Here is a 25,741-nt window from a genome sequence, read left to right on the forward strand (position 1 = left end):
CAAGCTCAATATATTCATCATAAAGCCCGCAATTTCTGCGGGCTAATGATGACATTCTATTTTCTCAGCGCCAAAACGGGCGGCTGTAATCTCGCTTGATATCCTCTCGGCTCAGGCCAATATCTTTTAATTGATCGGAATTCAATCTCGCCATGAGATTGGCAGTTTTGCGCTGTTCATTCCATTGATGTACATATCTGTATGCTTTCAGCCATAACCGAATAAAAATATTAGGGCGGTTTTGGATGGCTCGTGCAGTTGACGAGCAGCATCCATCTGTTTGATCTTCAATTATATTATTCATTATCGACTCCCCGTCAGTAGGTGAGTCACTAGCATGAAACTTTGGCGCAAAACATTACAGATGCAAATAAGGACTATTATTTCCATACAGATATGCGATATATGAACTGAATGGTGTTATTTCGCGCCATCTGTACTGGCTGCTACTTATTTATCAGGTGAAACCAATGACTCGTTACCAACAACTGGCCGATATTTTGAGCCAACGGATTAAAGAAGGGCTCTATGTCGCCGGTGAGCGACTCCCCTCGGTCAGAATCTTGAGTGACGAGCATGGGGTGAGTATTAGCACCGTACAGCAGGCGTATCGGCAACTGGAAGAGTGTTTGCTGATTGAGGCGCGAGCGAAGTCGGGTTATTTCGTGCGTTGCAGTTCAAATCTCCCTTCATTACCCGCGGTATGCACTCATGCACAGCGGCCAGTAGAAATATCGCAGTGGGGAAATCTGTTGGCGTTTCTCACCACTGGCGATCCAGAGAGCATTATCCATCTGGGGGCTGGCTCGCCAGATCTTTCTGGCCCTGGGCTTAAAATCCTCAGCCGCTTATTGAGCCGTGTTAGCCTCCATCAGAGTGAAGAAGTGCTGGATTACGATAATATTTATGGCACTCAGATTCTACGTGAGCAAATTGCACGTGTGATGCTGGACAGCGGCAATCATCAATCGGCTGAAAATATCATTATTACCTCGGGGTGCCACGGTGCGCTGGCCATTGCGTTAGGCGCGGTTTGCCAGCCCGGTGACATTGTGGCGGTAGATTCCCCTAGCTTTCATGGTGCCATGCAAACCTTGAAAGGGATGGGCATGAAAGTGATTGAAATCCCAACAGATCCGGTAGTCGGGATCAGTCTGGAGGCCCTGGAAATGGCTTTGGATCAATGGCCGATTAAGGCTATTCAGCTCACCCCGACTTGCAATAATCCACTGGGCTACAATATGCCCGATGAGCGCAAAAAAGCATTACTGATACTGGCCCAGCGCTATGACGTCGCGATTATTGAAGATGATGTGTATGGCGCACTGGCTTATCAATATCCACGGCCACCGACTATTGCTTCATTCGATGATGACGGGCGAGTATTGCTGTGCAGTTCCTTCTCAAAAACAGTGGCGCCGGGTTTGCGTATTGGCTGGATTGCTCCGGGCCGCTATTTAGATAAAGCGCTGCACATGAAATATATTTCCGCCGGACGGGTTGCCACATTACCGCAGTTGGCAATGGCTGAATTTATCAAACAAGGCCATTACATGCAGCATTTGCGCCGGATGCGCCGCCAATATCAACGTAATCGCGACATTATGACCAGTTGGGTGATGAAATATTTTCCGCTGAATACTTGTTTGAGCCGACCGCAAGGCAGCTTTATGTTGTGGGTTGAATTGCCGCATGGGTTTGATAGCTTGCGGCTTAATCGCTGCTTATTACCGCAAGGTGTGCAGGTTGCCGTCGGATTTATCAGTTCAGCCTCGGGGAAATACCGCAATTGTTTACGGCTGAGTTACAGCAAACCGATGACGGTAGAAATTGAACGCGCAGTGCAAAAAGTCGGCGCGGCGATTTATGAACTACTGGCGGAGGAAGAGCCTAAGGTAGCTGAAAAGCAAAACCAGCCTTAGGCTGGCTATTACTGACGCAAATAAATCTGTGGCAGGGCGCTTTCCGGATGGCGTGAAATCCCCAAATCGGCTTGATACCAGCGGGTCAGCGTTTCGGCATTGAGGACTTCCTCTGGCGTGCCACTGGCAACAAGTTCGCCCTGCGCTAACAATAAAATACGATCGGCATAGAGTGCGGCCAGATTCAAATCATGCAGCACACAGCACACCGCCAAAGGTTCTTGGTGGGTGAGTTGGCGCAATAGGCGCAGGGTATGTTGTTGATGATACAGATCTAATGCGGAGGTGGGTTCGTCGAGGAACAACCAACGCGGGGCCGGTTCCGGTTGCCACAATTGCGCCAATACACGAGCAAGTTGTACCCGCTGTTGCTCACCACCGGACAGGGCACGGTAATCCCGCTGCGCCAGTGCCAGACAGTCTGTTTGTGCCATCACTTCTTGCAGCGCCTGGCGATGGTGTGCCGCCCCATAAGGTGCGCGGCCCATTTGAATGACTTCACTGACACTGAATGGAAAAGCCAAATCACTGTATTGGCGCATTACCGCTCGGGCGCGGGCCAATGCTTGGGGCTGCCAGCTATTGAGGTTTTTTCCCAGCAATTGGCACTGGCCCTCAGATGGCGCAAGGTAGCCGGTTAATAAGCGCAGCAGGGTAGATTTCCCCGCACCGTTTGGCCCGATAATCGCCACCATTTCACCGCTGGCAATATGTAGCGAAACATTATTAATCAGTTTTTGTCCCTGAACATGGTAAGAAAGCTGATTTGCTTCTAATAGCGCCGTATTAACCATCGCCATATCAACCAATGCGTTGCTCCCGCTGACGTAAAATCAGCCACAGAAAATAAGGGCCACCCAGTAGGCTGGTTATCAACCCGACCGGCATTTCAGCCGGTGCGACCAAAGTACGGGCCAGTGTATCGGCGGTGAGTAACAGGCAAGCCCCACCCAGTGCGGCTCCGGGAAGTAACCAGCGGTGATCTGCCCCGATGCGCATGCGGATAAGATGCGGCACCACCAACCCGATAAAGCCAATAACCCCACTGACGGCAACGGCGGCACCGATCAAAATGGCACTGAGTAACAACAGGCGCAGTTTGGCTTGTCGCACATTGACACCGAGGTAGTGCGCTTCTTCATCCCCTAGCTGCAACAGGTTCAACTGACGCGCCTGCAATAAACCCAGCACACAGGCGGGCAGAATCAATGATGTGGCCACCATCAATGTCGACCACTGCGCCTGACCCAAACTGCCCATGCTCCAAAGGGAAAACTGGCGTAATTGTTGGTCATCACTGATATAAGTCAGCACCCCGACCGCTGCACCACACAGCGCATTGATCGCGATACCGGCCAGTAGCAAACGCGATAAGTTGCCATGCCCCCAGCGGCTGAGAGTGAAAATAATGGCAGAAATGGCCAGACTGCCAATAAACGCGCCGACCATATGACTGTAAAGTGCTAATAGTGGCGGCAGGCTGAAAGGCATAACAATAATTAGCCCGACACACAGGGCCGCGCCGCTGCTGATACCTAATAGGCCGGGGTCTGCCAGTGGATTGCGGAATAACCCTTGCATGATAGCGCCAGAAACCGCCAACGCGCAGCCGACCACCACCGCCAACAGTACACGGGGTAGGCGGATATTCAGCCAGATATGCCACATGGCATCATCTAGCGAGGCGTGCCACAGAGTGCGAAATGAGAGCGTTAATGCCCCCATATTGGCCGAGCCGAGCGCTAAAATAATTAGAATCATCAGCAAGATGCTTAACATCAGGCGCGGATGGATACGGCAATTCATTGCGCTTGTTCCATGCCTTTACGCAGTTGCGCCAGCACTTGTGGGGTTTCCAGTCCAAAGCCCAGTAATGCCATATCATCGACAACTAACAGGCGCTTATTTTTGCCCGCAGGTGTCAAGGCGATACCGGGCAGTTTCCAGATGTTTTCATTGCCGCCCAGCGCCCTTACGCCGTCACTGGTGACCAGCAATAAATCTGGAGCACTGGCGATAACGCCCTCTTGTGACAGCGGGCGATAGCGGCTGAAACCTTGCATAGCATTGTTACCACCGGCGGCTCGGATCATAGCATCCGCAGCAGTATTTTGGCCTGCTGCCATGGGCGTTAAGCCGCCATGGCTCATAATAAACAGTACCTTGACCGGTAGTGGCGTATTGCTCACGGCGGCCAAACGTTGCTGATAGTCTTTAATCAGTTTTTGCCCTTGTTCCGGCTGATGAAGCGCCGTGGCAACCGCGCTAATCTTTGCCGCGACACTTTCCGGCGTAATTTGGCCGGGGACGGTGACGACGTTAACACCACTCTCCGCGACCTGCTTCAGTGCCAGTGAGGGCTGCGCCAATTCGCTGACCAATAACATGGTCGGCTTCATCGCCAAAATTCCTTCGGCATTAAGCATGCGCATGTAACCGACATCAGGCAGCTTTTGCACTGCCTGAGGCTGTAGACTGGTACTGTCACGGGCCACTATCTCGCCACCCGCACCCAGTGCGTAGGCGATTTCTGTGACATCGCCGCCAATGGTGACGATACGTTCTGCAGCGAAAGATTTTAACGGCAGAAAACAGGCGCTCAGTGACAGAATGAAAGGGAGTGACAGTAGCCTTAGTCTCATGCGGCAATATCCTTATGATTTAGGCGAGAGATCTGCTCACGCCATTGGGTTTGTTCTGGTTGCCCTTCAGTACGCTGGCCGTAAAGCTGTGCAAGTTGGGTGCCATCTGCAGCAAATAGTTCCAAACTGGTGACAAAACCGTCTTTTGTTGGTTTGCGGGTAATCCAGCTTTCAGCAATGGTGTCTTCAATCAGATGCAGTGTGAAGCGCTTGTTGAAAACATTAATCCAATTTTGATGCGGAGTGACTTTCTCAATCATACCGGTGAAAATTTGTACACAACCACGATTACCCACGAAAATCATAATTTCGTTTTGTTCTTGTTGAGCAGTATTCAAAAGTTGTGTTAGTGAGCTGTTATCAACCCGATAAGCCAAGTCATCACCCACGGCGCGGAATGCTTGCTGGCGGGTCAGGTTATTGCGCTTGAGCAGTTGGAAAAACTGATGCACGTCAGTCATCGCGCGCCATTCGGCATCGACAGTCTCATCAGTGGCGGTGGGTTCAGTCACTTCAGGTGTGCTCAATGGCTCTAGCTGCAACTCTGGGTTTTCTGTGGTGATAAACTTCGCCAGTAGCGCTTCCCAAGCAGGAATGTCAGTCTGTTCAGTGACATACACTTTATGCAGAGCATCGCCTTGATGGTCAAAGAACTGAATACTGTGGCGCACACCATGACGAGTTTCTTCTGTCAGTGTGAATACACTAGCCCATTGATTGAGGAACAGACGCAAATCTAAATCACGCGGATTGAGGATCAAACCGGCGTGACCATTCAGATGTTGGTTTTCGTAACGGCCCATTTGTTCATGCACGGCATAGGTATTGCGGGTGATAGCTTTGACTTCACCTACCGCCTCCAATGCAGCCAGCAGCGTGCGAGCATCTGCTTTCAGCCGTTTGGCATCATGGCCGACACGGCTGTGGGTCAGTTCTGCTTCTGAAATATTCATTAGAGTGGCGAGATCGCGCGCATATTTGCCAAGATTATCGACTTTAGCCTGTAGATATTGCTCATATATTGAATTGCTCATAATGATTTCCTCATTCATTTTTTATATGCAGGTAATAGGTAGGAATGATAAACCGGTAATTCGCTAATTGAATTACCGGAAGTGTTATTTCAGACTAACTTTTTCAATCAATTACCACTGGTAGCTCACGAAGAACTTCGCGTTACGACCATCCTGCGGCACGCCTTGCGGTGCGTAATATTCTTTTTCAAATGCGTTACCCAGCACCACCGTGGTGGTCACGCCTTTAAATTGTTCCTGACCTTTATAGCTGACATAGAAATCATTAACGCCATAGCCGGGCTGGCGTTTGCCGGTGCTTAATGGCTGAGAGCGGTCAGCAAAGGTGGCAATCCAACCTACAGCAAAACCACTGTTAGCCACGGGAACATCTAGGGTGCTGGTGACCGTATCCGGGTTAATGGATTCGAGCCATTTATTGGTGTCCTGGTTTTTACCTCGGGTGCGGTTATAGGCCAGATCCCAGTTAAACAGGGCGGTTTTGTAGCTCATAGTGGCATCCCAGCCCCAGATTTTTGCTCTGTCGATATTGGCCGACGTGGTGGTCATGGCGGCCATATCCACCTTGGTATCGATGTAATCTTTCGCGTTGGTATCGAAGTAACTGGCCTTGAATTGCAGGTCATCTTCGGCCATCAACAGGTCACTAAAGCGCAGACCAAAACCGTATTCCTGGGTTTCGTTGGTTTCTGGTTTCAGATTAGGGTTCGGTACCCAGAAGTTAGTGATGTATCTTCCGCCGCCGATAGGAATGGAGAAATGTTTCGAATCGTTGTACATCTCACCCATGGTTGGGGCGCGGAAAGCCTGCGCATAGGAACCGAACAGCATCAGCCAATCAGTCGGTGTTACGGTGAGCGCGCCGCGTGATGACCATTTATCGGCATCGACATCGGCGTAGCCTTCACTGCTACCGCGATAGTTGTCATAGCGGGTACCGGCCAAAATGGATACTGGCAGGTCACGCAGGGTGATTTCATCTTGCAGCCAGCCGGAGCCAAAGCGAATATCGGCTTGTGGGAAGCTTTCAGTCGCGCCACCCGGCGTTTGTTCTTGTTTGTAAGCTTCAGTGCCGTAAGTCAGCAAGTGTGAGGCGAAGCTATCGGTGAACAGGCGGGTGCGGTTTTCCAGCTTGCCACCTTCGGTGGTTTGTTTGCGCCCCTCTTCTGGCGTGCCCTGTGGCCGCGCATTGATTTCCACTTCGGAGTAGTAAACCTGCGCCGTGGCATTCAGCCATTCTTGATCAAGGGGCTTAATGTTGTATTTAAGCTGAGCATCTTTTTGAATTGTCGAGCGATTTGTCATGACGTTAGAGCTGGACGCCGCGCTGGTTTGCGGGTTTTTTGGCTCTATTGCATTGTTGTTGTAATAGCGCAGATTGGTACTCAATGACTGAGTCTGGTCAATGCGCCAGGTGCCTTTTGCCAGCACATTACTGATGGTTTCATCATTCGGTGCATTAAAACCATCACTCTGACGAATGTTGCCGATATCGCGAGTACCAAAGGAGAGAATACCATCGACATCATCGGTGCGACCATAGGCACTGGCACCCAGCCCGAAGCTGTGATCGCCAGTGGCGGCAGAGCTGTAAACTCGATAACCGGTATTTTGGCCCGTCTGCAAGAGATCTGCGGCATCGACAGTTTCATAAGAGATTACCCCGCCCAGTGCGCCGCTGCCATACAGCAAGGCGGATGGGCCACGCACCACTTCAATACGTTTTACCAGCGCCGGATCGAGGAAAGTGGAGTTCAGGTGGCCGGTATCAGTCCCTTGGCGAATACCATCAACCAAGGTAAGGACGCCTTGTTTGCCGTAGCCACGTAGTGTGACGTCTTGCCCGTTAACACGCCCGCTCCCCGTGACGGTCAGCCCCGGAATATTGCGCAGCATGTCTGCGGCGGAGGTGGCGGTTTCACTGGTTGGCGTGTTGGCTTCAATCACCGTCACCATCATCGGCGCTTCAAAACTGCTGCGCTCGTTACCGGTCGCGGTAACGACCATGGGATCGGCGGCATGTCTTTTGCTGTTGGTTTGAGTGGATGTAGGATCAGCAGCTTGAGCAGCAAAAGGCAGTGTGCAAGCGATTGCCAAACTGAGTGGGGACCAACGGAAACGGTCAGAAGTGAAACGAGGCATGTCGGCAATTCTCCATATTCTCTATGCAAAATAATATGCAAAAACAAATAGATAGCTTGCTGGCTGCCTTGATTAGAAAATCTGGGTGGCTTGCATTAATATCTTCAGCTTTCGGCGTCACAACACCGAGGAGCTTAGGTCTGTCGGTATGTTATTTAGTCAGAATCAGTTTTCCAGCCTTGGTCTGACGTAGCTGATAACATTCACCCTGATGGATAATAAAAGCGACACTGTGTTCTCCCAGCAGTTGCTCGCTGGTGATAGACAGCGGCTTACTGCCCGCGGGATGTATGGTCGTAGGCTCGTCGTTCCTTATAGGGGTTTTGTTCAACTGTTTATCCATATAACCATCATGGCAATGATAACCAATATCAATATGATAAGCATTATCAATCATATTGAATGTTACACCAAGACATATTTATTGTTAATTCATTTTTACTTTGCGAGCTAATCGTGGCCTGGCAGCTAATCAAGGTTCATAGCAGGTTGATTGGATAAGCAATAGTGGAGTCACCAACGACTCCACCACTTATTGATTACTGAAGGTTTTTATCTTTCAGGAATTTGAGACCAGATCGGCGATTTCAACGTTATTCAAATCAGAGAAGGGGAAATAGTTGCTCATCGGCAAGCGGTTTGACGGTTTCCGCCACCCTATGCTGAATGGGGGCGATGACAGTTATAAAATGCTTCCCACCCCAAGCCAGTTGTCAGCGTTACAACACGTTATTAAAAGGGATATCAAATGCAATGTCATAACTGTATTGAAATACTTAAACAATTAAAGCTCACTGCAATGGCATCAAGCTTTGATGAAGTGGTTATTGATAGTAATGTTCAGTCGGTGATTGGGGTAACGTTTGTCTATCAATAGCAGGTGCTTTTCGTCACCGTCATGAGTGACACAATCCCTTTTTCTGACCAGACAGAGACCGGACGTAGTTTGGCGGTGATGAAGCCCATCAAAGAAGTAAGCATGTTAGAGATACTATCTATATGCCAGTTTAGGGTCTGCAGGTACCGGCACAGTGTCCGGAGGATTAAGTGTGCCGTCAGGGGGAAATGTTCAGACAGGTGGGGCAAGAGGTAAGGTAGTGGTATTTAGGGACCAGAACGACCAGATATCTACCGGAACTCCCAGAAAGCAAAAAACCAGCCCTTAGGCTGGTTTCTTTAAATATGGTGCCCGGACTCGGAATCGAAATAAACTACCTGATGTATTGTTATTAAACGATATTATTGTATTCGATAAATGTAGAGGCCCCCGTTAAGGCCCCCGGAATGTTTTGCATCAAAAAGGGAATGGGTTTGATGATTTTTTCTCCTGCGAGAATATTACCTGTTATTCGGGGTGGTTCCGGTTCACGGAACCACCCTGAGCATCAACTATAATGTAATCTGAGGATGTTTAATACCGCATGCATGGGCATACCTGACCAATGTGTCAAGGCTCGCTTTAACGATATTAGACTCCATGCGAGAAACAGTGGGCGGCGTTACCCCCATTCGTTCTGCAACCTGTGCACGGGTTAATCCTGCATGGCGACGCCATTCTGCCAGCATGATCTGTAAACGCTCTTTACGCTCTTCGGCTTCATAAGCGGCTTGTACTTCTGGGTCAGACATTAAATCAGCCCTGACGGTATCCCAGGCAATGCCTTTAACTTTTGTCATGTAGCATCTCCTCTAATCGCTCAAACGCGAGGGTTATCTCCCCTGACGGTAATTTCTGCGTTTTCTTGATGAACACGCGCAGTAGATAGATATTTTTTCCTTTCTGATAAACATACAATCCCCTGGCAATATCGGTTCCCATCGTTCTGAGTTCAAACAAACCGTCTCTGACAGGTTTGCTGTCGGGCTCTCGTAATGCCGTGGCATTCATTTTAAGCTTATCAATCAGGCGGATCATTTTAGCCCTGATGACTGGCGGTAAACCTGCTATTTCATCAGGCACTTCATCATGTAAAATTACATTAAACACAGAATACTCCTCTATAGAGAAATATTGCCTTTTAAGCTAAGTTAAGTCAAATGCTAATTAACGAGTGATCGACTCGATTAGCCTGATCTTCAACATACCCGGTAAGGTCTGGGCTATCGCTTCAGTTTTCTACAGAGGTTTTATGATCCGTCAGACGTACTTGCCAGCCATACAAAGAAAGTAAGACGGAGGTCGCATTACCTGGCTGTACGTTCCGGCAGCACGCCTGGGTAATGTTTAGCCACGATAGCATTCATCTTGTCAATCAACTCAGGCTTTCTAAATGTCAGGTGCGCGGAGCCCTTCATGAAGTATTTTATCGAAAAGTAATCGTCTTCATAAACTTTCGCTATATGCGGATTGGCACGAATATGCTCATACAACCGGTTTGTCACATCGCCCCGGTTATCCGGGATCGCTTTACCGTCCAGCAAGTGCAACATGCGTTCCAAATCCGCCAACTGGTCTCGCCGGGAACCGTGGTTCAGGGTAAAGCCCCATTGGTTGCAACTGACCAGATTGTTCATGATTATTTTTTTGCCAAATTGGCATGGACTGTTGGTTTTATAGTGCCAGGATAATCCTTTGAATAAATTGATGACCCCGCGTTCAAATACGTCGTCCTTCTGCTGGTGGAGTTGCTCAAAGGTACTGAGTATGTTGGCTTCGCTGATGGCAGGAATATTATCCCCCTCAAGGTTCCTGTACCACTGGTCACGGGCTTGGGCATCCATCAGGCTCAGCATCCCCGATTTCAACATCAGATCTCGCCATATACTGCGATCGAGATTGCGGGTAATCGCTTTCATGCCCGTTTCTGTTTTCTCCATGAGCCAGCTGCCGCAGCGGAAATCTTGTCGCATGGCCCAGTCCTTTGCTATTCCACCGCCAATGCTGTTGGTGATTGCTGAAATATCCTCAAGTTGGTGGATAAGGGCTTCAATGTGCACCAGCGCGGTGTTACGCACGGTGATGATACGTTCAATGCTGGTGGAGCAAATCACATCGGTGTGGCCGGTTAGAACCTGCGGCTCGTCGATAACTGCGCTGAGTGAAGTAGACATATAGTAAGGTCTCCATAAAAGCAAAACGCCAACTATTGTTGTTGGCGTCGAGGAAGAGGGATGTTTCAGGTGCCAGTATCTGCCGTTCAAGCCAGTTTCTGATACACCGCGATATAGACATAACCGTGACTGCCCAGCGTATCCGCTTCACAGACAAATCCCCCGTGCCGGACTGTAAGGCACTGCTGACGGCGAGGGTCAAGCTGACCGGACAGCAGCTGCGATTCCAGTTTGGTTATCAGCGCGGGAAACGCTGCATCAAGAGCCTGAGTGGCTTCAAGGGAAAAGGTGCCGACAATGTGAGCTCTGTCACTCAGAAAGTGCAGGTGTGTTCCCTCCTGAACCAGTCGGGCCCCCAACCGCGGCGTAATATCACGTTTCAGGCCCCATGTTGGGGAAGTAGTCATGTGGTTATTCATATTAACGGTCTCTATGGAATAGGATTGAGGGACTCGGTTGGGTACAGCAACGTTGGCGGAAAATGCGCACGCCACAGACCTGCGGCCTGGCGAGCACGGGCGATATCGCCCTTACTCAGCATCGGGTCTTGTGCCAGTGCGCTGAACCCGTTACGACCAATTCGCACTAAGGCATATTTCTCAACCAGTGTGTTGATGGTGTCGCCCACTGAAATCCCTTGTTCTATCTGCTGTGCAATCGCCTGTTCATCGTGATAGGGCGTATTGTTGAGGCTCAGGCCGTAGTGGTGCTCCAGCAGGAAAGCGAGCAGTTGTTGATAAATAACAGGTACGGGCAATGCGCCCGGTGGGGTGGCACGTGGTTTCATGGGGATGTTCTCATGATGGATGGCGTTGAATTACGTCAGGAGACGAACTGTGTTACCACTTAGTTTGATGTACGTTTTGTCTCACCAGTCGAACGTGGCGAAACCGGGCAACACATCACCCAGAGCATCAATATGCAGGTAGGTTAGCCCATGACGTTTCATCAATGTGGTGACCAGACAGCGGCAGGCTTTGGAGAGGCCCAACTGTCTGAGTCGCAATACCGGGTGGTTCCAGGCATTAAGTCGAATCAGATAGCCTGTGCCGGTAAAATGGATCCATTCGCCATCGCCGAATGCCACCTGACAATGGGATATCCGGTACAGCAGCGTATTGTCACCCTCGGTGATATGTGCGGTACTGCATTGCAGACCGCGAAGGGTCAGGATGTAGGTTTGTTGTATTGTCGTTAACATGGCAGCCACCCCAACTCGGCTAACGAAACCGGCTCGCTCTCACCGATAATCAGGTGGTCCAGTACGCGAATGTCGACCATGTTCAGCGCATTAACCAGCCGGGCAGTCAGTGTGCGGTCAGCCTGGCTCGGAGTGGGGTCTCCGGCCGGATGATTGTGGGCGATGACAACGGCAGCACAGCGGTGGTGCAGTGCCCGAATAACGACTTCGCGGGGGTAAACTGTGGTGGCATTAAAGGTGCCGACAGAAACGGTTTCACTGGCCATCAAGCGGTGGCGGTTGTCCAAAAAGAGCACCATAAAACACTCCCGCCCCTGAGGGCGAAGATGGAGTTGCAGCCAGGCTTTCACTGCCTCGGGTGAGGTCAAGGTGTAGGGCCGGTGTCGGAGTTGGGTTTCCAGTATCGCCAGAGCCTGGCTGATAATCTGTTGCTGGGCAAAAGGCAAAGTGGGGAGTGAAGCACGCATAGGTTGATGTGGCATGGGGGAACTCCTGCTCGTCAGTCAATCAAGTCAAAAATGGCCTGGCTTTCAGGGTGTTGTAAGGCATATTCGCGCAATCGGTAAAAGTGGTCTGTCATGGCCTCACTCTCGGTGTGGCAGGCATGGTGGCTGTAGGTCATCAGACAGGCGGTGATACCCGCCGCTTCACGGCTGACAGTGGCACCATTACCATTGAGCGCGTTAAACAACACATAGTCTTGCTCCGTGCCTGGGACCATAAATGCCCCGCCGTTGGGCAAGGTGTAGAAGTCCCAAAAGTCGCCGAGGTAGTCGTCACACAACCGGTCCAGCCAACGAAAAACCTGCGGTTCAATCAACGCCCATTTGGGTACCTGACCAAAGTGTTTTGGCCAGAAATGGATGCGTTGCGCATCAGAAACTAGGGTGGCTGTGAGTGTGTTTGTATCTGTATTGATTTGCGTATTCATGAGAAAAATCCTTGTGTCATCATCGGTTAAAGCAAAACAGGCCCCATCGGAAAACCGTGGAACCTGCTGATGGGGGGTGATAAAAGTGAGTAAGTACTTACTGGGGAGTACGTTTAGATACGATTAATGATCAGTCGAGTGATGACCGAGATGCGGTAAAAATCAGTTGCAGTTGGGTGCAGGACTGTGCGTAACCATCAGCGTCAAAGTAGGCAGGCCAGTCATTGTCCTCGGACATCAACCGGCACAGGCTGGTTTCACTGGGGCGGTAATACAGATTGCTACACCAGGCACAGATATCATCGTCTGATATTGACCGGCAGCGGGGTTTGTTGTCCAATTCCACGGGATAACAGTCAACCAGACGGGCCCCGGCAGGCAGGCAAAACATCAACTCATGACCTGCTTTAATCGCTCAGCCATCACCCACAATGCGCGGTTCAGCTTGATATCGCCATCAATCCCATTAACTGCGCGGGTTTGTGCCCGTTTGCCTTTGGCGCTGCGACCCGATAATCCCCCTTTGCTCAGATTTTCTTGCAGCCTTTGAAACGTTGTCCACAAGTCATCTTTTTTATCTTCCCAACGTCGAGGCATCAGGATTTGGGACTCCGTGACGGGATGGTGCTCCTCACCGTAACGGTAGGTCAGTGCAGCATGGGCCAGTGCATGCTGCGCTGCCGTGGGCAGAGTCAGGGCCTGCATGCCTTCACGTTGTTCTGCTACCCGGTCAAAAATCCCCAGCACTTCATACGCGCCTTCAATCACTTTATCCACTATATCGCCTTTGTGTGGCACACGAATATCGCCAAAAGACTCACCACAGATTAAACCGTTCGCACAGACGGCACGAAACATGCCGGGGATTAATTGGTGGCTACTGCTGCCATCGTGGCTGTTTAACATAATAATTTCAGGCACTTGTTGACCGGCTATCTGAGTGACGCGCCGCAAGCGCAGCATGTGTTTAGTGTAATCACGTTTCTCGGGGTCCCGTACCCGGGTCTGGCAGGCAAAGAACGGCACAAACCCTTCTTCGCGCAATTTATCCAATAAGGTAATAGTGGGAATATACGTGTATCGGGCACTGCGGGAGACATGCTTGTCTTCGCCAAAGACGCTGGGGACATAGTAGGCCAGTTCATCATGGGTCAGAGGGCGGTCGCGGCGAACAGAGTTCACCCGGCCAAAGCGGGAGGCTAAACGGGTCATTATTAATTCCTTATTGGGAGATTAAAAACAAACAGGCCATGCGCCCCGAAGGAGGCATGGCCTGGTGTGTAGTGGCGGTATTGCGTGAGGGCAGAGGTCTGGCAAATACGAGCCTAAACCAGATTACGATGACTTGTTTCCGACAACCGAAATCGGCAGTGGCTGGTAATATTGTGGGTCGAATACAGACAGTGGCAGGTCAGATTTATAGCCGCTGCGCTCTTCAGTCGCCTTCATGATTTCAACAGCACTGACGTTTTCGACACATTCATGTTCCAAAAATGCTTCCTGAGAGCGGGTCGCATCACTGTCACCAAAGGGGGCGACCTCCATTGTGCCCGTAGCCAGAGTGTTGCCTGCGTTATCTTTCAACCGCAGTGAAACAGCGAGTTGGCCGAATCCCACACCGCTGCCGCCATTATCCAGGCGGAACTGATATACACAGATATTACCGGGAGTCCAAATTGTATCGGTGTTGCGGATGCTGATATAACGTTGTTCATCAGCATAAGCGGATGACAGATGGCACAGCATTAAACCGGCGATGACAGGTAAAGCTTTAGTAAATCGGCTCATTGGTGGCGCTCCTGATTTTGAGGCAAATAAACTTTGCCCATTTCCTTGCCGTCGTGAGAGTAGACGACATATTTCTCACCGGTATAGCGGTCTGTTTCCTCGCGAAAGCTCAAGGTGATGTTGTCTGCGAGACACAGAGATGCCATCAGCGGCTGAACCGTCTTTTCTCGCATATCGGCAAGATAGTAATAATTCCCCTTCTTACATCCTTCCGGCGATTTGCGGGTTTTAATCACCGTGTATTGCGGCGTTCCAAAAGCGTCTTTCTTCACCCACTGATTATCAATGTCCGCTTGTGTTGATATTACATCAGTAAAGCGGGGTGCCGTCAGGTCTTTAAACCCGGCAATGGCTTTCACTTCGGCATTGTCTTTGTTATCACAGCCGGAGAGCAGCGCAGACAGTCCCAGAATCAATGCTACTGTAACCTTCTGATAATCCTTACTCATTTTTCTATTCCTTTCTTCTCAAGGGATTGCCTCAACAGTTGCCCGTACGACGACACAGCTCAGCCAGGCTCTGCTGTGCCACCCATTGCTGCAGTTCCCGATCGTTTTCCGAGCGTTTAGCCGCTAAGGCAGACTGCTGTTGTTTATTGACACAATTCTCCGAGATTGCCATGACTACCTTCGGACTAAATTGCTGCCAGGCAAGCTCTCTGGCTTTTGCTGAGTCCTCAGCCTGTATAGCTGCTCGCTCAGCTTGATCCCTGAGTTGGTATTGACTATCAATAATGGCGAAATAGCATCCTTCTCCTTTATCTTCTCCCTGGTAAACCGTTTCAATATCGTTGTAAGTTTCACCGGCAGGATTCAGTTTTAGTTGACGAATGGTGTGAGTTTTCTTGTCGGCCAGGAAAATGGCACCACCACCCCGAACGCGTAGCAGGAATTGTTTCGTCCAGGGGTAGTTATCGATAACACTGGCCTGATAGAGCATATTGTGCAGCGTGTTGTCATCCATGCCATCGGCAGATTTCCAGCCGTCGGCCTGCATGTATTGCCAGGCTTTGACAGAGCCGACGATATTTCCAGCGGCAGAGGGGAAAGTCGTGCCAAGGCACAGACTGGCGACCAACACAGTAGTGGTAAACAATTTCATCGTGATGATTCCTTCTGAGGTATAAGCCCGCCGTCAGTGGCGGCAGGCAGTGAGTAAAAAAGGCGAAAGTGGGGTAAAGCCTGAAGAAAATCCGGGCGGGAGAGAAGGTTGCGTACGGCGATATCCGGAGCAAAGCTGTCGTTGTGGAGCGTGACGGCCCGAATATCCGCCAGCGGAAACACGGCAATACGGGCCTGATACTCGCCCGTCAGATACCATTCACCCTCACGCAGGACCAGACGGTAGGGCGCGAGGCCAGTGCAGCGACACCCCTTTCCCAATAGGGTTACCTTCCGATGCTCCGACACCGCGATCACCAGTCGGGTGAACACGCCCGAGTCAGGTGATGACACTTGCGCCGCACCCTGCCAGATAAGACAAGGAGACTCCCCCGGACCGCTCAACAGTGACGTGACCAGATAGTTATCCATATCAGGGAACAGTGCCTCGACACCCGACTGGCGGGCAAACGTCATCACCGCCAGCTCCCGTTGGCGACTGCCGGACAACAAACGACACTGACCTTTGCGATACTCCAGGTCCAGGTATATCAGCCGTTCGCGAAAGTCCCGCCGCAGGGTACGAACCGACACGCCAAACTCAGTTGCCAGCGTTCGTATATCCAGCGTTTCACCCGCCACCAGGCGGCTGATAATCAACGATAATCGAACAGCAAGCCGGTCATGACGACGTTCAGCTTGAGTCATGAGACAGGTTCTCCAGTGAGATAATGAGTTGAAAATAAAGCGGTTATTTTAACGAGGGAGTGGGACAGGGAATGGACACCGAAAGACGTATTTTTTACTGTGGCCAATATCAGCCGTGGCGGGGCCTGAGGAGGAAATAGACCCCATTCGGTAAGTGATAAAACGTCAAAATGGACAGGGTATGTCCCGGCGATAATGGCAGATGCGTCTGTTCAGAAGAAAATCCAGTCCCACACCGCACGTGCAACAGAGACCACGGTATCGCGGATTGTACGAATGACCGCTTTGAGTGGTGCAGGAATGAATGACGCCGATCCTGCTGAATCAAAGGCCTCTCCCACCGCATCACCAAAGCGCTCACGCGCCTGCTTTTTTACCGGTTCACTGCATAACCTCCCGTGCAACTGAGTTGCCAGTGGGCTGGCGGCACGGTCAGGCAGGCAGCGCATCATCGTATCGACCATGGAGGGCAGATTCCATGCTGTCCTGGCGGAGACCGTGCACACCGGATGGTGCGGTGAAAACAACTGACGAATAGAATCCAGTCTGGCCTCAATATTCGCCGACTGGTTCGGTGATGGTGTATTGCTGATGGCGTTCCATTCATGGCAGGGTTCGATTTTATCAGCCTGGTTAACGACAAACAGCACCCGTTGTGGGTATCCCACCATCACTCGACGGTAGAAACGTTCATCTACGGAGAACGCCCGATCATCGGCTTTGATGACCCACAGAATGAGATCCAGCTCAGGGAGGATATTGCGATACAGAGATTCATATTCGCTATCCCGTTGCTCACTCTCACCCACGCCGGGCAGATCCACCAGTATCAGGCTATGGTCACCGTTGCTCAGTTGGAATCGCAGTACGTCACGGGTGCAGGCGTTGACATCACTGACGGGCGTGACCTCGCTCTGGAACAAAGCGTTACACAGCGACGACTTACCCGATCCGGTTTTACCCATAATGCCGATGACTGGCTCGTAGTGAGTGAGCTTTTGAATATGGTCAAGAATATGTTTGCCAATGGCATGGGGGAGTGACGCCAACGGCTTTTCGATGGCCTGCAGACCTTCTGATTTTTTCATGAAACAACCTCAGACAGAAAAACAAAACCCCCGAACCAGGAAGGTTTCGGGGGTGATTCACTGAGATAATATCTGTCTGAAATTATTTTAAATGTTATAACTTATTTGCGTTTTTATTTTTGTATGCAGCCTTAATTGCATGTTCAATTACTTTATCGTTCGATATACATTCGTCCAAGGCTAATGCCCTTAACATCTGATGAATATCTTCAGAAATGTAGACATTAAGTGGCTTTAGTTTTTTAGTTACTTTGTTTTTCAATCTATTTTTTTGTGTCGCCCATGCACTTTTGAACTTAATTTTAAATAAGCTCAGAGTATCAGGTGACCCTGAGTTTTTCTTTTTCCATTCGAAGTATAGGGCGTAGCACCATGCTAGAGTTTCGTCACTAGTATCACCACAAACGCGCATACCTAAAGACGGAATATGCTTCTCTAGATAACATTTCAACCAGCCAGAAATATCATTTTCTTGAGAGGAAAAGTCACTGAAAAGATTTTCATGCTCAATTAATCTAGCCCACTCTATTGCTTTATATTTTATAAACTCCGTAGGCGTTCCACTAAGTGGCCAGCTTTGAATTACTTTCCTGATATTCTGTATCCTGACAAGGTGATCAGGCTGTAAAGAGTCTGGAGATAAAATACTAAGAATCCCGATTCCCAACGTCATTCCTTGTGTTTTAGAATATAATTCACATGCCAACCACAGGCTCGCACGAACATCACTTTTAAACCATCCAAGATCAACTTCCGAAGGGAAGGAAAATGATTGATAGCTTTCCACTTCAGCGAAGAAGTTGTCTAACTGCTGCTCCTCATGACCAAGAGACTGGCAGTATTTTCTGACACGTTCGAGATAGACGCGATAATTCTTATCACCTGCATGTGATGGGCAATTAATATTGTATCGCTGTAGCGCATCTTCCAGGGTTTTTATCATTTCTCCATCATTACGTATTACCCGAACCATTTTCAATCTCCCATAACAAGTTAATCACTTAGTAATTTGATGATATTTTACGTTGTATATCAATTGGTTTTACAGATGATTCATCTTAATTTCAAGTGAATAAATTTAACAATAATTTGACTTAATAATACGTAATCACTGGTCAGAATGGTATCTGACTGGTGATGTTATTACAAAACTTTAGCGACAGGAGCGTCTATCACGGATGGGCTAGTCCAAGGATAAAACAGTCATATCCACAAATTTGGAGTAGTTCAAAAGTTAGTGAGAGAAAAACTACGGTACTGTTACTTTTTTGATGGCATATCCGGTCTATGATCTGGTCGCCAATTCGTACCCTCCGTCGAGCATGATTTTCTATCATGCTCGATTATCACCTCAGAAGAGGAGTTATGCTGTAAACAGTCATGATAAGGAATTAAGGTTAATTAATTTTATTAAAATAAGTACATATACCTATCGCATCCCGTATGCGTAAAAGATGATAAGCATGTACTGGATAAACCTATCGACTTATCCAAGTGAAAATTACAGGACTACCTTTTCCTTTGAACCAATAACCAAGGAATAGTAATGGGAAACCCTATAACGCCAACCCGAAGTATGGAATGAACAGTCTATTACTGGCAGATATCAACCTACATATAGAGGCTATATTTCAGCGTTTCGTTAAATTGCCACCTATTCGGAATAGACTTTGCGTATAAGATAATTCAGCCAGTTTTGGTCATGCCTGCAGACACTCCATGTATAGCGAAGTCCAGATATTGATTAAAGAGATCGCGTATTCTCTTCCCGTAGCGGGTTATTACTGGGTGATGGAATACACAAAGAAAAAAGGACTTCATGTCCATTTCGTTTGCTATCTGAATGGGCAGTTTCAGAAATGCCATTATCCGATATCCCAAGCGATGGGCAATATTTGGAAGCAAGTCACAGATAATGATGGGTATCATCACCTTTGCGTTCCAAAAGATATTTATGAAGTCAACATTGGCAAAGTGATCCAGCATTTCGATACGGAAGGGATCGATGACTTGCGTTACGTTATTAGCTATCTGGCTAAATGTGAGCAAAAGGAGAATGGCATCCTGGGGGGTAAAAGCATGATAGCGGAAAAAAGCGAAAGAGGCAGGCCACGCATACGCTGAGTAATCTTCAATTACTTTTTACAGATTCACCGGTTGGTATGTTGGAGCGGGCATGAATAATCATCAACCACGACTCCGGCTTACCTTTACCTCCCGGAGAATCACGATATGAACATTAAACCGTCCCTGCTTGAAGACCCGTTAGTCAACATGACGTTCATCACCCGCCTGCTTCAAATGACAGATAAGTGGATTTACAAGCTTATTAAAGACGGTGCATTTCCAAAACCTATCAAACTGGGCCGTAGCTCTCGCTGGCAGAAAAGCGAAGTCGAAGCCTGGCTTCAGGAGCGCATAGACGAGTCCCACCAGTAAGCCTCACGCCACCCAGTGACCCCATTCCAGGCCATATTTTCACTGTCCGCTCAATGCGGAGAGTTGCGGCTACCTGAAATCTGACATTCAAGGACCCAACATGCAAAACACGTCTCCGATACTCAACCATTATCAGACCTGGCTTGATGACTTCACCCGCATCAATCTTTGGCACGGTTTGTGTCAGCAGGCGCTCACGCAATGGCACCGGCTGGCGATGACATCCTGCCTCACCCCAGAAGGCACCGTTATCGTCATTCCGCAGTGCCTACTTCAGATAACGCACTCACCTGGCATAGACGCGTGTGCCATTGTCACTAAAATAACCAAGCAGACCGATTGGCCCCTACTTTCCGGTGTGCTACTCAGCGAATGTTATCGTTTGGAGAAAGGGACGCTGGCGGAGCAGTTACAGATGTTATTCCGGTCGCATTCCCCGGCTATTCGGCAGGCCCTGACACTGCTGTGCTGGTGTGAACTGGTTACAGGGCCGGATATGAGCGAGTGGTATACGTTGCACTTACGGCTTCCTGACGCACTGAATCAATGGCTGGCAGTGAAACAGAAAGCCTACCGGGGCCTGACGACGATGATTGAAGGTTATAACCGTGCTGCGCAACCACGTTGAGCACCGATTTTTACAGCGGAACATCCGTGAGGGGCTGACTCGTTAGGGGGGGCCGTAGGCGCTTGCTGGTATACACGCCTGGGTTTCCCCTCAATCACGTAGCAGGAGCCCGTAGAGGCGCAATAAAGCCTATTTTATACAGTGAGTTATCGTGCATCAGCGCATTCGTTCCTTTTCGTCCCACACCGTACAACCCATTAACCCTATTCCCTGACAGCCAGAAGCCGCCGATAGCATCGGACAGTGACTGGTTGCGTACCCTTTGGCCCCCAAGGATTATTGAATGAAAGACTATAAACCCCGTTACGAAGAGCTCCACAAATATTACCAGACCTGGCTGATGGGTTTTACAAAACTGGCCGTTTGCCTGGGTATGTGTCATCAGAATATTTATTACACCCATGCCCTGACAGTAGGATGTCTGCGATTTCCAGGGAAAGACCCGGTTATTGCGATTGTCCCGCAATGCCTGCACCGGATCATTTACGGTAAAACATCGGCAGCATCCTTATCCCTTGAGGACGACCTGAGCGTTAGTTTATTAACGCAGAAACACTTGTTGGCCCACCACCCCATGCTGGAAGGTGTTCTGCTTTCTGAATGTGTCCGCTTAAAACAACGTTCACTGGCGAATAAACTCACCAGCCTGTTTCAGCAATTCAGAGGAACTGAGCTTCGTCTCAAGCTTGTCTGGCTGTGCTGGTACGATTTGATGCTGGGAAATAGTCTTGCTGACTGGATTGAAAATCTAAAGTTTAAATCAAGCGAGGAGGTCGATAACTGGGTTAATGACCGGCAGACTGAGAACCACAGGCTCACCAACATGATGGATGAGTACGTCTGCTTTGCGTATCGCACGGTACTCGAACCGCTGATTTGAACCACTCGACATGCTGACGGGGTAGACCGCCATTCCAGAGTAAAGATATATTGTATGGAACAGCTAACTTCGGAGTTATTTTATCTAATAAATCAGTGTGTTAAGCGGTGTCGTATAAGGTTCAGTGAACGTGCATGAGTGTCGGATAGGTATTATATATATATGCCTATTATCAGTATGGGTATCCATATGCCTGTTGAGCATGTCCCTAACAACCTATCAATATCCATATTATATAAATACTTAAACAAACACCTGAATGGGCATAAGGCTGTAATCACCAGAGTCGTATGCTGAACAACAACACCTGTAGTCAGTATCCCTGTCAGCGTTAATCCCTCAATCTCCCAATCATTATGCCTGTCTGTGTTTCAGGAAGGCAGCACTAAGCCTGCTGTTTCCCGACAGGTGGAGGAAATCATTATGTTTTTGTTCGATGACATCACCCACCCAATGGTGGTGGACCAAAGCCAGAAACCTTTCAACGAGGCATATCTGCAGCGTATCGAAGGGGTACTCTGTAACGCACTGCAGGACCATCCACAAACCACGGTTATCAGGGTGGATTTGCACTTACCGGAAGACGGGGATGTGGGCGACAGCATTGCCAGTGATGCTGACTTAAGCCAAGGGCTGATGTCCCGTTTTATCGAATCGCTGAAAGCTCAGATAGTCGCTTACCGGCAAAGAAAAACCCGGGAAGGGATACGGACCCACCGCTGCTCCGTACGCTACGTCTGGGTGATGGAGCAACCAGAACTGGGTGGCAAGAAGCATTATCACATGGCCCTCTTCGTCAACACCGACACGTTCAATGCTCTGGGAAGCTACGGCGCACAGGGGAAAGGTCTGGCCTCTCTTGTTCAGAACGCCTGGCTAAGTGCAATGAAGAAGCGTGACTGGCCTGAATATCTGACGCTGGTGCACTTTGTTTATAATCCTCTGGCTTTCCTGGAACTCAATAAGTCGGATTTCAGAAATAACCTTGATGCTCTGACTTTCCGTCTGAGTTACATGGCGAAGCAGCGAACCAAACGCTACAGCAGCGCAGAACGCTCGTTCGGCTGCAGTCAGTCCTAAGATGTTACCATAACGACCGGCTCTGTGAGACGGGCCGGTACTCAGTCCGGTCTCTGGATTTAATTACGTAGCATCCTCTTCTTTTGACTGACGCTATTCTCAACTCAGGCACATGTCCGCTCTGTGCCAGAAGCGGATGTTGCTAAAAACAGTCTTTCATGTATTTCATGACCAGTCCGCAGAGTATGCATTTCGTTGATAGCCCTTAACCCTGAATATTAATATCAATCCGTAATGGATGCGACAAAACAGAGTCTGAGCGGGTATCAGGCGAAAAGATTAATAATTATGACCTCCCATGTATAATGCCATCTGAGTCGTCATATCTTGGTCCCTGTCAATATTGACCTTGTCATTAGAAAAATCCAGTACAAAGAAATGATCAGTTTGCGGTGGTACAACCTTAGAGTAAAAGCAGAAGTACTCATTGTTCATTTCATATTGTAAATTTACAGAAATTTTTTTAATTTTTTTGTTTTTCACTAAATCCATAAACATTTTATTTAAATCTGACCTTTTGCTTTCCTTGTCATCATCTTGAAGCTTAGGGTCAAAGTAGCGTATGAAGCAGTTTTCAATAATCCTACCTTCATTATCAACTTCAATCTCATCCAATTGAGAATTTGAAATATTAAACATCATATTGTAGTTATTATTCAGAGATATAACTCTTGGATTAAACAAACTAAAATAAACAAAAAAATCATTATCGTCATTTGAAACACTATACAGCATCTTCGATAAGCCACGGTGAATGAAATCAACAGGACGCCTATGCGGATGACGTGTATATCCTACGTAATGCACTTCAGTATGGATGCCTAAATCAATGTAATTTTCTTTGACGAAGTCATGGACTGAAATCACAAGTGAATTGCCATCTTCATGTTCAATGTAGAGAAACTTTTCAGTTATTCTAACATTTGGCGTTATTTTTATTTCCCCATCCTGAGTAAGCTTGCGAAAGAAATATTTCACCCGAAACTTTCGCTCCTCTTTGCCAATCAACAGAGTGAATACTATATTTTTTGTGAAAGGGTTATACCTAGGCTTCCTCTTGGTTGAAAACCTCACTTTCTTTCTTGAACCTAAGAAATAAATAAATCTCTTTTCACAGTTTTCCCTCACATGTTTCTCGATGGCGCTGAGATAGTTTTTTATTATCTTATTTGTTCTGATATCATCGGGAGGATTAATCATCATATCATACCAGATGCAATCGGTGTTTATGAGATCTATCCACCATGACTTATCGGATTGTGAGTAGGCCACGTTAGAGTTTATAAAATCAAAGTTTCCGCGAGTCATAAAACGCCTTATCACGTAAAAAAATCACCTAACCATAGATTGAGTAGCAGACGGTTCGCAAACCATTGCTTCCGTTTGTGCCCTGATATTTTCATAATTCATTAGTTGGCATCCCTACATCTTTAGTCTCACATGTAGGCCACTAAGCCATCAGGCCCCTGCCGACAGCACCAAAGGCTGAAAGGAGCATACCGGAGTTGCCGGTTAGCGCAGTCGGGCTAAAAACCTGGTCCACAGGATGTCCGCAGATCGCTCAAACCAGACTGTCAGTGTCCCTTGGTAATCACACAAATGCACTTTTCCTTGGAAAAACTAACCAATCCTGCTAGAAACTCAGACCACAAGTTTTAGCTCCCTTTTTCCGTTTTCAACAATACTCCCGCTATCGGCTTTGTTTACGAAATCAGCCCATCACTGCATCATAGGACGGCGTTGCTCAAGATAGCGCGCAAGAATAGCATTAGCGGCAACCCACTTTGTAACTGTCACCATCAACCGTGGATTACTGGCGGTTGGAAACACCCAAACTCTACATTCTGACCTCATCGACGCGCTGGCCGAGCCAGATTAACGGCCTTGAAACCGCGCATAACTCTCCTACACCAGCATGTTTTTGTTGATATTTACATTTTCAATTGATCGGTACTAACGATCGATAGTATATTATTGATCGTTATATTCTATCAATTAAAGGGTGTGGCGATAACGTGATGGGTAACAAGGACAGTCGATTCTTTAAGCGTTTATGCCTGTCGTTGTGACAATAGCTCTGTAGTCAGAGCCTGGACCCTGAGGCGTTATCACTCCCCATGACTCTACTCACAAGGAAATGTCATGATATTCAATAAAACGTTGCTGTCGGGTTTACTGGTACTGGTGTCTGCCTCTGCGGTTGCTGCCCCTGAAAACGGGTTCTACCTTTCGGGTAAGGTGGGGGTGGGGATAATGAATTTGGGTGACCAGTCCCTGAGCTATGCATCAGACGGGACCTCGGATGATTTTAGCCGTCAACGTGACAGTAATTTTGCAGGCTCTCTGGCGGCGGGTTACGATTTTCACTCGCAGTTCAATGCGCCGGTGCGTTTGGAGTTGGAATATACCAGTTACGGAAAAGCTAATTCCAATAACAGCATGACCTACAATCAAGCGCCCTGGGGCTATCCCGATTTTGAAGGCAAAACAGAGAACAGCCTGGAGGTTCAACTCCAGACCGTGCTGATGAATGCGTACTGGGATATGCGTAACAGCACCCCCTTCACACCGTGGATTTCTGCCGGGGTAGGCTTCAGCCGCCTGTCGCTGGACCACCACACTGTCGATACCGATACCCAAATCAGTACGGGTATCGTTGATGGTTCGGTAAAAAGTGGTAACCATTCTGGCAGTGCAACTAACTTTGCCTGGGCGGTGGGGGTGGGGGTTAACTGGGCCATCATGGATAACGTGAGTATAGACCTGAGTTACCGTTACCTCGATGCCGGAGATGTTGAAGCAAATTACACGACCCCGAAGGGAAGTGGTAAAACAGCGAAGGTTTCGGTGACGTCGAATGATGTGATGCTGGGCGTACGGTACGCCTTCTAAGTAATCATACTCTGCTGTGCCCTGGATTGGCACAGTGAGTTCAGGCACTGCGTCAGCGCCTCACCAGGGTCATTATCGACGCAGTCCACCTGAACAACAGCCAGATAAATCGGTTTTTTCTCTTAACGTTACCTGATTGATTATCACCGCTGCACCGACGAGGTGACCCGGTCAACGACCCAATAAAAGCTCACGTCTCATGGTATCGCTGGATG

The 25,741-nt window shown here is 48.7% G+C and carries 29 protein-coding genes and 2 pseudogenes; 8 read left to right on the plus strand and 23 right to left on the minus strand.

Translation table 11 applies throughout. The features are described from left to right. Positions 1-64: 64 nt before the first annotated feature. Positions 65-304, minus strand: coding sequence for a DUF1127 domain-containing protein (locus DXZ79_RS01690; RefSeq protein WP_038637025.1), 240 nt, complete (start codon positions 302-304; stop codon positions 65-67). 166 nt (positions 305-470) lie between these two features. On the opposite strand from DXZ79_RS01690, the gene DXZ79_RS01695 reads away from it, so the two are divergent. Continuing rightward, positions 471-1,922, plus strand: a complete 1,452-nt coding sequence (locus DXZ79_RS01695; RefSeq protein ID WP_120011010.1) for an aminotransferase-like domain-containing protein — start codon at positions 471-473, stop codon at positions 1,920-1,922. Between the two features lie 8 nt (positions 1,923-1,930). On the opposite strand, the gene DXZ79_RS01700 is transcribed toward DXZ79_RS01695, so the two are convergent. The 6 genes from DXZ79_RS01700 to hemP all read right to left on the minus strand — a co-directional run bounded on the left by DXZ79_RS01700 (position 1,931) and on the right by hemP (position 8,137). Further along, positions 1,931-2,731, minus strand: a complete 801-nt coding sequence (locus DXZ79_RS01700; RefSeq protein ID WP_072089059.1) for a heme ABC transporter ATP-binding protein — start codon at positions 2,729-2,731, stop codon at positions 1,931-1,933. Further along, positions 2,724-3,728, minus strand: coding sequence for a FecCD family ABC transporter permease (locus tag DXZ79_RS01705; protein ID WP_038637022.1), 1,005 nt, complete (start codon positions 3,726-3,728; stop codon positions 2,724-2,726). Before DXZ79_RS01705 ends, DXZ79_RS01700 begins: the two co-directional genes overlap by 8 nt. After that, entirely contained in the window at positions 3,725-4,564 is an 840-nt protein-coding gene (locus tag DXZ79_RS01710) for a heme/hemin ABC transporter substrate-binding protein (RefSeq protein WP_038637021.1), read from the minus strand. The genes DXZ79_RS01705 and DXZ79_RS01710 overlap by 4 nt, the downstream gene beginning before the upstream one ends. Continuing rightward, positions 4,561-5,598: a hemin-degrading factor gene (locus tag DXZ79_RS01715; RefSeq protein ID WP_038637019.1), complete on the minus strand. Its 1,038-nt coding sequence runs from the start codon at positions 5,596-5,598 to the stop codon at positions 4,561-4,563. The genes DXZ79_RS01710 and DXZ79_RS01715 overlap by 4 nt, the downstream gene beginning before the upstream one ends. 111 nt (positions 5,599-5,709) lie before the next feature. Beyond that, positions 5,710-7,740 carry a TonB-dependent hemoglobin/transferrin/lactoferrin family receptor gene (locus DXZ79_RS01720; RefSeq protein WP_038637018.1) on the minus strand — a complete coding sequence of 677 codons (2,031 nt, stop codon included), beginning with the start codon at positions 7,738-7,740 and terminating at the stop codon, positions 5,710-5,712. 151 nt (positions 7,741-7,891) lie between these two features. Then, positions 7,892-8,137 carry a hemin uptake protein HemP gene (gene hemP / locus DXZ79_RS01725; RefSeq protein ID WP_038637016.1) on the minus strand — a complete coding sequence of 82 codons (246 nt, stop codon included), beginning with the start codon at positions 8,135-8,137 and terminating at the stop codon, positions 7,892-7,894. A 351-nt stretch (positions 8,138-8,488) separates the two neighbouring features. On the opposite strand from hemP, the pseudogene DXZ79_RS21360 reads away from it, so the two are divergent. Then, positions 8,489-8,572, plus strand: a pseudogene (locus DXZ79_RS21360) (IS21-like element ISYen2A/ISYen2B family helper ATPase IstB); the annotation flags it as partial. A 557-nt stretch (positions 8,573-9,129) separates the two neighbouring features. Here DXZ79_RS21360 and DXZ79_RS01735 read toward each other — a convergent pair. The 15 genes from DXZ79_RS01735 to DXZ79_RS01810 form a co-directional block, all read right to left on the minus strand. After that, the gene (locus DXZ79_RS01735; protein ID WP_012104592.1) at positions 9,130-9,417 is read right to left on the minus strand and encodes a helix-turn-helix domain-containing protein; all 288 of its coding nucleotides are present in this window, start codon (positions 9,415-9,417) and stop codon (positions 9,130-9,132) included. Then, positions 9,404-9,727, minus strand: a complete 324-nt coding sequence (locus DXZ79_RS01740) for a type II toxin-antitoxin system RelE/ParE family toxin (protein WP_005280057.1) — start codon at positions 9,725-9,727, stop codon at positions 9,404-9,406. Before DXZ79_RS01740 ends, DXZ79_RS01735 begins: the two co-directional genes overlap by 14 nt. A 197-nt stretch (positions 9,728-9,924) precedes the next feature. Further along, complete coding sequence (locus tag DXZ79_RS01745) at positions 9,925-10,791, minus strand: DUF4942 domain-containing protein (protein WP_120011011.1); 867 nt, start codon at positions 10,789-10,791, stop codon at positions 9,925-9,927. A gap of 86 nt (positions 10,792-10,877) precedes the next feature. Continuing rightward, complete coding sequence (locus DXZ79_RS01750; protein WP_042592735.1) at positions 10,878-11,210, minus strand: type IV toxin-antitoxin system YeeU family antitoxin; 333 nt, start codon at positions 11,208-11,210, stop codon at positions 10,878-10,880. An 11-nt stretch (positions 11,211-11,221) separates the two neighbouring features. Further along, the gene (locus tag DXZ79_RS01755) at positions 11,222-11,578 is read right to left on the minus strand and encodes a TA system toxin CbtA family protein (protein ID WP_120011012.1); all 357 of its coding nucleotides are present in this window, start codon (positions 11,576-11,578) and stop codon (positions 11,222-11,224) included. An 81-nt stretch (positions 11,579-11,659) separates the two neighbouring features. Further along, a complete protein-coding gene (locus DXZ79_RS01760; RefSeq protein ID WP_120011013.1) occupies positions 11,660-11,992 on the minus strand; it encodes a DUF5983 family protein in 333 nt (110 codons plus the stop codon). Beyond that, a complete protein-coding gene (gene radC / locus DXZ79_RS01765) occupies positions 11,986-12,459 on the minus strand; it encodes a RadC family protein (RefSeq protein WP_004722498.1) in 474 nt (157 codons plus the stop codon). Before radC ends, DXZ79_RS01760 begins: the two co-directional genes overlap by 7 nt. Positions 12,460-12,491: 32 nt before the next feature. Next, entirely contained in the window at positions 12,492-12,923 is a 432-nt protein-coding gene (locus DXZ79_RS01770; protein ID WP_120011014.1) for an antirestriction protein, read from the minus strand. A gap of 390 nt (positions 12,924-13,313) precedes the next feature. After that, on the minus strand, positions 13,314-14,135 hold the full coding sequence (locus DXZ79_RS01780; RefSeq protein ID WP_087795711.1) for a DUF932 domain-containing protein: 822 nt from the start codon (positions 14,133-14,135) through the stop codon (positions 13,314-13,316). A 123-nt stretch (positions 14,136-14,258) separates the two neighbouring features. Beyond that, positions 14,259-14,711, minus strand: a complete 453-nt coding sequence (locus DXZ79_RS01785) for an IrmA family protein (protein ID WP_120011016.1) — start codon at positions 14,709-14,711, stop codon at positions 14,259-14,261. Further along, positions 14,708-15,160 (minus strand): YfjS/YafY family lipoprotein, encoded by a 453-nt coding sequence (locus tag DXZ79_RS01790; protein WP_087795713.1) that lies wholly within the window; start codon positions 15,158-15,160, stop codon positions 14,708-14,710. The genes DXZ79_RS01785 and DXZ79_RS01790 overlap by 4 nt, the downstream gene beginning before the upstream one ends. A 31-nt stretch (positions 15,161-15,191) precedes the next feature. Continuing rightward, positions 15,192-15,812: a hypothetical protein gene (locus DXZ79_RS01795; protein WP_120011017.1), complete on the minus strand. Its 621-nt coding sequence runs from the start codon at positions 15,810-15,812 to the stop codon at positions 15,192-15,194. Next, on the minus strand, positions 15,809-16,519 hold the full coding sequence (locus DXZ79_RS01800; RefSeq protein ID WP_120011018.1) for a WYL domain-containing protein: 711 nt from the start codon (positions 16,517-16,519) through the stop codon (positions 15,809-15,811). The genes DXZ79_RS01795 and DXZ79_RS01800 overlap by 4 nt, the downstream gene beginning before the upstream one ends. A gap of 212 nt (positions 16,520-16,731) precedes the next feature. After that, on the minus strand, positions 16,732-17,607 hold the full coding sequence (locus tag DXZ79_RS01805) for a GTPase family protein (RefSeq protein ID WP_120011019.1): 876 nt from the start codon (positions 17,605-17,607) through the stop codon (positions 16,732-16,734). 94 nt (positions 17,608-17,701) lie between these two features. Continuing rightward, a complete protein-coding gene (locus DXZ79_RS01810; protein ID WP_205572689.1) occupies positions 17,702-18,550 on the minus strand; it encodes a hypothetical protein in 849 nt (282 codons plus the stop codon). Positions 18,551-19,188: 638 nt separating this feature from the next. Here DXZ79_RS01810 and DXZ79_RS01815 point away from each other — a divergent pair. The 5 genes and pseudogenes from DXZ79_RS01815 (at position 19,189) to DXZ79_RS01835 (ending at position 22,634) form a co-directional block, all read left to right on the plus strand. Continuing rightward, positions 19,189-19,731 (plus strand): annotated as a pseudogene (locus DXZ79_RS01815) (hypothetical protein). 108 nt (positions 19,732-19,839) lie between these two features. Beyond that, positions 19,840-20,046, plus strand: coding sequence for a helix-turn-helix transcriptional regulator (locus DXZ79_RS01820; protein WP_120011021.1), 207 nt, complete (start codon positions 19,840-19,842; stop codon positions 20,044-20,046). Positions 20,047-20,146: 100 nt separating this feature from the next. Then, positions 20,147-20,674 (plus strand): secretoglobin family protein, encoded by a 528-nt coding sequence (locus tag DXZ79_RS01825; RefSeq protein ID WP_120011022.1) that lies wholly within the window; start codon positions 20,147-20,149, stop codon positions 20,672-20,674. A gap of 283 nt (positions 20,675-20,957) precedes the next feature. Then, positions 20,958-21,554 (plus strand): hypothetical protein, encoded by a 597-nt coding sequence (locus DXZ79_RS01830; protein WP_120011023.1) that lies wholly within the window; start codon positions 20,958-20,960, stop codon positions 21,552-21,554. Positions 21,555-21,977: 423 nt separating this feature from the next. Next, positions 21,978-22,634, plus strand: coding sequence for an inovirus Gp2 family protein (locus DXZ79_RS01835; protein WP_120011024.1), 657 nt, complete (start codon positions 21,978-21,980; stop codon positions 22,632-22,634). Between the two features lie 279 nt (positions 22,635-22,913). Here the strand turns inward: DXZ79_RS01835 and DXZ79_RS01840 are convergent, their stop codons facing one another. Further along, positions 22,914-23,942, minus strand: a complete 1,029-nt coding sequence (locus DXZ79_RS01840) for a hypothetical protein (protein WP_120011025.1) — start codon at positions 23,940-23,942, stop codon at positions 22,914-22,916. 834 nt (positions 23,943-24,776) lie between these two features. Between DXZ79_RS01840 and DXZ79_RS01850 the strand changes: the two genes are divergently transcribed. Then, positions 24,777-25,526, plus strand: coding sequence for an outer membrane protein (locus tag DXZ79_RS01850; RefSeq protein WP_120011026.1), 750 nt, complete (start codon positions 24,777-24,779; stop codon positions 25,524-25,526). Positions 25,527-25,741: the final 215 nt, after the last annotated feature.

Origin of the sequence: Yersinia rochesterensis, assembly GCF_003600645.1 — a bacterium.
GTDB classification, from domain to species: domain Bacteria; phylum Pseudomonadota; class Gammaproteobacteria; order Enterobacterales; family Enterobacteriaceae; genus Yersinia; species Yersinia rochesterensis.